This window comes from Carboxylicivirga fragile (assembly GCF_050589805.1).
Taxonomy (GTDB): Bacteria; Bacteroidota; Bacteroidia; order Bacteroidales; family Marinilabiliaceae; genus Carboxylicivirga; species Carboxylicivirga fragile.
Genome location: NZ_JBNGOY010000083.1, coordinates 1 through 10,472, shown reverse-complemented (window position 1 = coordinate 10,472; position 10,472 = coordinate 1). Strand labels below are relative to the sequence as shown.

1 protein-coding gene is annotated in these 10,472 nt (G+C 37.5%); it reads right to left on the bottom strand.

The features are described 5' to 3' along the window. Positions 1-219: 219 nt before the first annotated feature. Entirely contained in the window at positions 220-10,119 is a 9,900-nt protein-coding gene (locus tag ACRD7B_RS21985) for a DUF8693 domain-containing protein (protein WP_430826822.1), read from the bottom strand. Positions 10,120-10,472: the final 353 nt, after the last annotated feature.

Genomic DNA, 10,472 nt, shown 5'->3' with positions numbered 1-10,472 from the left:
TGAAAATACCAAAATGGTGATTTTCTAAATCGGGGTTAACCTTCATGGATCCATTAGTTCATCATAAAAAAATGATTCCTAATGAATAATTCAGGTTTAATCATTACAGATAGAAATACGCAGACAAAATCACACTACACTTTTATTTTCTGCTGCAAACAACGAAAGGCTGAGAAAATAAATTCTCAGCCTTCCGCTTTGCTTAATATCTATATTTCCTTAATTAACTTCCTTAACGATCTTTTGAGTTTGCCTAGCATCTCCAACTCTTGCCTCTATAATATAGACACCGGCCATCTCTGGTAAAACAAAACTTGTTTTCAAACCTTCAAAAGGAATGGTTTTTATCAATATGCCATTCATGCTATAAATGTTAATTCGACCATCAGATTCTGACTCATTAAGTAATTCATCCGAAATATGCACATAGCCATTTATAAGATCACCCCATATCCGAATTCCTGAATCATTTGGGGCTTGATGCTCATCAATATCCGTTGCTATAGAAGCGTCTGTAAAGTGAATTACAAACCTTTCTTCATTTTGAGCTATAGTCGGATTAAACTCATACTGACCTTCTTCTCTAAGGTTAACAAAGATCTTAAGCAGCTTATCCTCTAAGAAAATAGGGATATCAGCATCGAAATCTCCTAAGTTAGTAGCTTTTAGAATTAAACTACCAGTCCAATCTGAATCCACCTTGTAGCCAAGTGAAACTTTTTCTATAACGTCCGCTTCTGGTAAAAGATTAACAGCAACTCGCTTACCCTGTTTCAACGAATACAAATAAGCGACATCCTTGTTATTATCAATCTTTTTCTCGGAATCAACTATACTAAAGATATGACTGCCATTAGGGCGAAGCACCATTGCCAATTCATCTTCAAATAATCCATTATCCAACTTCATTCTAAAAACATCAGATAAAGTTGCTGAAGATTTTAATTTCGCTACTGAATGGACTCTAGCCTCTTTATTAATACCAAAGTTGCCATTCTTATTAGCTTTAACCCAAAATGATTGCATTGGAGCAATTACCTTACTTCCTCCGTTTACTGACTCTCCAGTTGTAAGATTGTAGGTAGCTACATCGCGTACACTTGAGTGAGTAGTACGTGTGTATATCGTTTCCGCTACATCATCAAAATTCCATGCACCCACAATAGTTACATCAATAAATGATGGATAAGGGTTCGCAACTAATTCCCAGCCTGTCTGTATCGAGTGTGAATAGTTTGAATATCTAAAACGCCCCTCTAATGTAATAAGTTCAGAATTTATAAAACCGGTTGAAAATCCCCTTAATGGCTCCGTATCAAAAGAAAAACTATCATTAGCTATCTTTGACCAGCCTCCTTCGTACTGATATAAGAAACCACGCGAATCATCTGAAGCATAAAAATCACCTCCTGTAGCCCCATTCAATGGTAAACCAATATACCAATATCGCCCTGGATCAAAAGTAAATTCGACACGTTCATTTCCAACTCCAGAAATCGTTCCATTATTTATGAAAGATGACATATTATCTGAGTTGTTATTTTGCACAGTCAATAATCCATTATTAATTAAATTACCATCAATGGTAAATTGACTGCCTGGAGACATTGTTATTACTGTACTTGGATCAAGCGTTAGATCTTTAACAAATGCATTACCAAGAATTATCGGCTGATTAGCAGTTACCCCAATTTCAACATCAGAACTAATATTAGGCACTGATCCCTGACTCCAGTTTGCCGGACGGAACCAATCAGTTTCGAAACCAGTATCACCACCCAACCAATCAAAAATAGAACTTGGAGTGATCGATCCCCATGTAAATATATTACCTTCGGTTAACTCATTAAATGTTGATAAACTAGTACTAGTGATAGTTCCATTTGTTGCACCTCCATCCACAATATCATCACCAACATCCTGCCATTCATCTGTTACCAAGTCCTTCCACTCAACAATTCTTAGATTGTTACGCTCATTAGCATCTACCGACACACCACTTGTATTGTCCCAGCGAATTGTCACATTACTTTCAGCTGTTGCTGGACCTAGAATTCTCCAATACTCACCTCTACTAACATAATTAATAGGTGCCTGATAGATGTCCGGATCATACCCACCGGTTGATGGATTTGCTGCTACGTATTCAGCCTCCCAAATACCTGTAGTTCCAGATTGAATACTGGAAAGGCCAACTTTACCAAGACGCGCATTATTTCCAATTGGAAATTCAAAAGTATCATTGTTTGGTATTCTCTTTCTTAAAGGCCCATCAACATATGAACCTACTCCACCACCTGTCACCCCTGAAGAAGCAGGGTTTGTTATAGTTAATATGTTAGTTGTAGTCGTATTTATTAACCCATTAGTAAGAATAAGTTTATTTGTTACTTCAACCGGATTACCAATGGTTAACCCTGCCACATTATTAATTTCTAAATTATTAAACCCATTTGTTGAAGTAAAATCTCCAAGCAAATTTTGGGGAGCTGTTCCATTAAAAGTAAATGTTGCATCATCAATTCCAGCAGTAAAACCTCCTGTGGTTAATGTCATATCCTTTTCAACGTAATACGACTTATTATATAAGTTTACCAAGACTAGATCAGCATCAGCCCCTGATATTTCAACATTTCCATGAATATTAAGGTTACTATTGGGCAACTGCCTTTCACCTGTACCCGTAAATATTACGTTATTCACTTCGATGAAATTACTTAATACTGAATAATCTAATGTGCCATCAAAATCGAAGGTTCCTCCACTTGCTGTCACGAAATCATTATAAGATGCTGAAGGCATCGCACCATCCGATATGTGCAGAACACCAGTTCCGTATATATCTCCTAGTCGATGTCCATAAGAACTACCTAGGCTTAGTCGGCCTGTACTGTTAATTGTAGTTGTATACGCAGTAACAAAATTAGTTGACATGCTTACATTATGATTCAACTCCACACGCGCTCCCTGCGGACCTCCTGCTGGAGCAATAGGTGACCATATGGCATCTGCCCAGTTACCATCTGAAATAGTCGTATAAACAGGAACCTCATCAGGAATTGCCCCTTTTTTAGTTGCTGTTTGCGGCTCAACTCCTGCAGTATAATCACCCGATATCCCTATATCATTTGTCCCAGCAAATGTAAATGTTAGTTTATCAGTAGTCTCATCATAGGTATCCTGACCATGTTTTGTCCACTCAAAAGAACCATCATTTAAGAGGCGAGCCGTAATGTAATCAGACTGCTCATAAGTCGGGCTATTGGTTAATGCCAATTCATCTTTACCATAAAAATTAACCGTGGCATCAAAATCAGTAATCTGGTCGCTTCGTAATATCCAATAAAATTGCAAAGCATTTTCCTCATCCACAATTTCAATATCCGGCGCTTCGCTATCATCAATTATTGTTGGATGAACCTCATGAGATGCTTTTACAGTAATACTACCATTGCTTGATGTGATGCTGTTAATTGTAAAATCAACTGGTGTATAAATGCCATTTGATCCCATCGGAAATACCAGATCCTGTGTCCCAGGACCTGAGAACGAGTTAAATAATTGCTTAACTCCAGCGTCAACATATGATTTGGTAGTCTGAATCATATTAGATGCACCAAAGGAATTAATATCGCTAATTGTGGCATTTTGTCCCATTGTTAAGAGATTACCACCAATATCAAACACTCCTGACTCTAATTCAAGTTCACTATTAATAAATACATTCGATCCATCTAACACTTTAACTCCTGCAATATTATTTACACGAAGCTTACCAACTGAACCAGTTCCTGACATATTTTGTAAAGAACTTCCATTCATAATAATACCTGAGCCTGAACCACCATAAATGTGATTACCATCATTGATAAAATTACCCTTTAATGCTATCGTATTGTCATTATCCGATAATGAACCATTTAAGGTAAATACCCCGTCAACGGTAATATTTCCATTTATTTCTAACTCACTTTCTCCTGATTTCACAAGGTCATTAAAAGTAACATCTGACGACCCAGTAATACTTTGATCTATGGAACCAATAAAAATTGTAGTATTTGCGCCAGGCGTAAAACTACCATCATTAATTAAATTACCTCCAATGGTTAGGTCCAGTCCATCACAATCAAAACTCGCTCCCGAATCAATATCAAGGTTATTATTAATGGTTAAATCCTCGATCCACACTTTAACGGCTGGACTATTTGAACTAGAATTGTCAATGTGAACATTAGGAAGAGCAATTGATGAATGCAAGCCTATTTCTTGTGACGCAGGCGTGGAAGCATTACCTAGCTGTATAGTCATAGAACTTCCTACAGAGCTAACATCAGGTTGCAAATACAATGCAGCCCGAACAGGTGAACTTTGTTGTCGAACAATTTCAAGTGTACCGGCGGTGAAAGTAAACTCACTTCCAACGTTATGAACTTCCAAAACACCACGACCTCCCTCAGAAGCCGTCGATTCTCCAATAATAACATTTCCGCCACTTTGACGGTATTTAAGTATTCCTTCATCAGCCGCTAAAGCACCTCTCACCTGACCTCCAACAGTAAGTGAACCTGTGGTACCAATCTCTAGTACTGCATTACCCGAGGCAGAATATTCAATATTATTATCTCCACCCGACATATCCAAAGAGCCATTGTTCACATCCAATGTACCGTCCAGAATTATATTGGAATTACCATTGGCCGTTAATGCTCCTTGTAAAATTTGAAGACCGGCTGAGCTTGGGATATAATAATCATCATCTCCTGAGGTAAGAGCGAAAGCAACGGAAGCATCGTTTATGATAAATGTTCCATTATTAAGTTCTAGAGCTTTTGATACGCCTACACCTGAGGTTGGCCCATTTAGGGTAAAGTTACCATCAAATTGTGCAGTTGCTGTTTGACTCGTACCTTTATCAACTATAATTCGATAAAAGTCAGGCACATCTCCATCAACATAAGTATAAGTCATACTCTCATCCCCGATAAGAGATAAAAGAACGCGGTCTTCGTTTGAAGCTGTCCAAAGTTTTAAACCATCTATTCCGCCGCCATTTGAAGCTTGGTAAATATTTCCATAAACATTAAGACTATGTTCAAGTCCACCTGTTGTTGGTGAATCAATAGCTATCAAACTGGCATCATTATCCATAACTATATCTCCGCCAACATCAACTGTCCGAGCAGTTCCATTATTAGCAAAAAGCAATTGAGCTCCACCTCCGGATGGAGATCCTTCTGATGGATCAGATTGAAAGAACACAAGATTCTCTCCAATATTTAAATCTCCAGTTGCACCATTATGAAGAAGAATATTTGCATCCCCCAGAATTTCAAAGTTACCATTTGTCGTAATATCCTTTTCTATGGTAATATCATAGTCATTACCACCCCAACCATCATTTGCTAATACTAGATTCGGAACTACGTCTGGAATATTATTTATAGTACGAGGATTACTAAAGTTTTCATACACTATATATGAAGAATCATTTGCGGCAAAATCACCGATATCCATCAATGAAAAGTCCGGATCTCCAATCCTGTTCCAAAACATTCCTTCTCCTTTAACCAGATCTGCTGTTAACTCACCACTCCAGTTATTAATACACAGAGTAGGTCTAAACTGGAACCCTGAACGATATACCCTTTCTGTAGGATTCCCACTGACGTCTTTCATTTGATTAAATACCAATTCAGCTACTTGCTCTTGTGTATTATCTATCCAAACCCCATGAGGCTGACCTTGAAGCGAAGGTTTATTAGTATCTGTCCATGGCACCCAACCTATAACAGCGATATCGCCTGCCTCAGGATATTCATCTCCACCATTGGGAGTTGCAGGCTGACGTGAATCATGCCAATCTTTTTCATCAATAGTTCCGTCGCCATTGGCATCGACTAAGATATCATTTCGAGTCCATGTAGCTTGATCTGTCCATCGCGGCTCTCTTGCTGCTGTCCCTGTTGAATTACCATGATCCCTTGTGTAAAAAATAGATACTGAACCAGTAAAACGATTTTCCCTACCTGCTGTGTAATTTGCTATATCCAAAGGAAATCTACCTCCGGATCCATCATCATATGTTATTTCATTTGTGCTATCATCTACCTTACTAACATCATCAATATACAAGCGAGAATAAGGATCTACAGATAATACCTTCCCAGGAACAAACAGGTTCTCCTGGGCTGGCACATCAGCCTCATCGTAAGTAAAAACAAACTTAACATCAGGACTTGTTGTAAAGCCAGCATTAGTAAGTTTCCAATAATATGACAGCATATTCCCACCATTTGCAATATTTGTTGTTTGCAACTCGGCATCAACCGGAGTTATTGTCAAATATCCGCCACCAGTAGGCACATTTGCCACATTTACATTTACCGGAGTATACTTACCCAAAACACCTATTGGGAAGGCTAGATTTGAATTGTCAGCTGTTCCTTCAGGTATTAAAACTGATAACCCACCATCAGAAGCATTGCCAGCTCCAAAAATCATTTCAGTATTAGCATTACCATCTGAAACACGATAGGGATTAGTACTACCTCCACGATGTATATAATCCACTTTTAGATTATGTGATCCAATATTTACTCTACCATGATAATAACTGATACGCTTAATAATCACATCACTCGTAAGCGACACGATCTCTGTATTAGGAGCAGGATTCATTTTAATATTTCCAAGAATAGCTCCATCTTCGGTGTTTATTTCAATATTGGCATCCTTAAACATAATTAAGGCATCAATATGTGTCACACCATCTTCATACACTCCGCATTGAGCACCAGAGCTCACATTTAATGGCCCATATAACCTTATAGCATGCTCTCCTTGATCAAAAAGACCAGATTCCACTGACATATTATTGAAAACTCTAAATAATCGGGCATGCCAATCTGTCCCAACATTGGAAGCTTCCTTATTTGTATCTCCAGTTAAGGTTAGTTTTTTTGCTTCCGGTTTATTAACAACTACATTATATAAATACAATTCATATGCATCATCCACATTGTGCCCAATGTAAAATTCACCATCTCCCGTTCCGTTAAAGGTCAAAGTATTATGCGCACTTGCATTATCTCTAAACCACAGTCCATAATTATTTGTACCATTCTCTGTTTGCTTTTGAGCATCCTCTGCAATTGAGAAATTACGCCCAACGCTTATATCTTCACCATTATGGTATAAAAAGGCATCTGTTTCAATACTTAAGTCATTAAGTACTACCAATGGTTGTGCACTTACATTTTCAGACCCTCCTACATTGGAAGCACTTGATAAAACATGATTATTTGTGTTACCAGCGCTATTGGTTAATCGAAGATTATAGAACGGAGCCTTTGATGTGATATTGAAATCACTTCCTGTACTTACATTACATATTACCGTTCCGCCTGTTACATTAATATTCTGTGGGTCAGAATTTACAAATATACCACCGAGCCCACCGGACTGTTGAATATTCAATGTTCCACCACTCATATTAAATACGTTACCGGGATAGGTCATACTAAAGCGATAGTAACTACTACTCATTGAACCACTTATTAAGTTCATAGTGCCACCACTTTGAACATAGCCTCCAACATTTGTTGAACCTAGTACCGAGGTACGTATTACATTAGTATTTACAATACCACCTTCAACTTTAATCAAACCATTTTTGCGAGTCGTTATTCCGCTTGACACTTTGGACTCAAACAATCCACCAGAGATCTGAAATGTACCATAAGGAACTGTAGCTGAACCACTGTTATTTAATACAGTTGCACCATCAATCCACAACCTTGCTCTTTCTGGTATATCATAATTACCATTGCTACTTAAGGTTAGAATACTAATGTTTGCACCTAATTTAACAGTCCCGGCTACTAAACCAAGAGCATTATCATTCGTTGAGCGATAAGGTAGGTCTCCTGTATGGTTTTGATTAGCATAACCAAATAAATTAAAATAACTGGCATCATCGGCATCTATCGACGCAATATAAGTCTGGTCAATCCCTTTATCTATTTCAATCCTGTAAAAATTACTTATGCCATTCAATTGGATAGCCTGATCGGAAGATGTACTAAGAAGATTAAAGTCAACTATACCATCCGTAGCTTCACTCCCAACCGTTTGAGATGTTCGATTGGTAAAACGCACTGAGCCATTGTTGGTAAAATCACCATAGAGATTTAATTGATGACGTGCATCTGCCGTTCCGGTAGTAATTGATCCATTGCTTTGCACCCAAAGATTACCATCTACATCTATATTAAGTGCATTTGTTGCAGAAGCATTATTAATATTTAATATACCTCTTTTAATATATAAGTTACCGTTGACAGAAATATCATTTAAAAGGGTCAGAACATCAGTTGAGGTAGATAATTCTATTTCCAGATTAAAAAACTCACGTGCAGTTAAGAAATCAAAACCAGTACCTTTATAAACAACTGTTCCCTCATCCATTCCTGCACTAACAAAACGCGTTGCATCACCTGCCGGAAATTCATCTGTTTCCAAAAGTATACGGCCAATACCATTGATTTTATCCCAGCTATGACCTATAGTGGACTGGAGATTCAATGTACCTCTTACCTCAAGTATAGCGTTTGATTTATTATTCGTACTTATACTAACCGTAACACCATTTTTAATAACCACTTTATCAATGGCTGAAGTTGGTGAGGTAGTAGGCGTTAAACCATTAGGCACGTGGCTATTTTCTTGTGTAGACCAGGTGTCTGAATTATCCCAATCATCATTAAGCCATGCATAATACGTTACCCCCTCAACACCTTCAAGTGGAGCTGAAGAGAGATCTGTAGATCCTAAGGTATAATAACCATCATTCCAAATTCCATCATCAACTGTAAAAGTTATTTTTGTTGAACCATTCAAACTAGCTACTGATGATACAACCGTATATGTTCCACCTTCGCTTGCTTTATAAAGCAATACATAGTCAGTTGTTGAAGAGAAGTATTTCCCATTCTCAAAACCATCAAGGTTAAATGTTAGTTGCGGGTCAAAGCTTCCAATTCGTTGCACATACCAGCTACGTCCCCAAGCCCCATCCGCATTTGTCAGGCCTGTTTGAATATTCGTTAAGTTATTTACAACTCCGTTATGAGCAGCATATACATAATTTCCTGAAGACAAATTATCACTTTGCAATTCAAGTCCAGATGTTGAATACGTGATAGAAGCTCCATCACTTTCAACACCAGTACCTCCAAAGTCATTTATATGAGCTCCTGCATTGGCATTATTAAATCCATCATTTGCAATTGGAAAATCTGTATCTAATGCTGCGTATTTAAGATTAAGATAGTTATTAACAATGGCTACTTCTGCAATGCTTAGTTTTTTATCATAGACAATAACTTCAGCTATATCACCAGTAAATGCCTGAGCCGCATCATAACCTCCATCTACGGCGTCTTGTTCTCCACCAATAGCGAAGCATCCAAGTTGCTCAACTAATGTTGTACTGACAGAATTTGCGGAAGGTACATCGTTATCTTTATAAACATTTGCATAACCACTTGTATTATCCCAAGTGTGGCTTAAAACATGCCAATTACCTGTATCAAAAACCTTAGAACTAGCTACATTAGATCCGCTTATGTAACTACGAAGTGCTGCAGCATCAAAGAGCAGAAACTCATTATTATCACTACTCACAGCATAAGAAACATAGGCCTCACCTGAATCCGATGTTTTAGCAACTACAAAAATAGAACTCTCATCTTGAGGCATATCAAAATTCAATCTTCTAATTCTATTGTTGGATTTACTAAATTCTGCAATAGCCTTGCCATTTAGTGCAGCTGATCGAAAAATAGGAGTAAAACTCGGATCCGTTTGCGTAAGATCATTCCCATTACCAGACATATCACTCCATGTAGCAATATCATCCCCATTCGATAAACTTAATGATTCTGCATCTAGCCACAAAATAACTTTAGGTTGCCCATTGCTACCATCAGTATTACCAATTCCCGCAGGTCCGCTTTGCGCCAACAACCCCAGCACTGAGACACTAATAAATAAGCAAAGTGTAAAAACTCTTTGCCATAAAAATTTTCTTAACATCTGATTTACGTATATATCCTTCATAAAACTTTTTTTCCTATTCTAAACTTAGAGCTTCTGATTCTAAAAGCAATAATGCCTTAAGTAATAACGATTATCTTTTCATTATTGATTTAACGGTCACTATTTTTTCACTTCAATTTACTCTATATCACAACAAGGCTCATCAAGCCTTATTTGGATTACGCTTATAGCTCTCTTTTGGTTACTTTTCTTTATGAACCAACAATCTTGTATGACTAACGGCTCATAATAATTAGCAAAGGTATATTTTTTATTAAAAAACACTATTAACCGACTAAAGTCGGGATTCATAAAATTCTCTTCTACAGCGCCCATTTATTGGGCGTTTGGTTTTTTATTTCAAATTAGACCCC

Coding starts and splice junctions, on each gene's coding strand:
- ACRD7B_RS21985 (WP_430826822.1), bottom strand. CDS start 10,119: ATGAAGGATATATACGTAAATCAGATGTTAAGAAAATTTTTATGGCAA.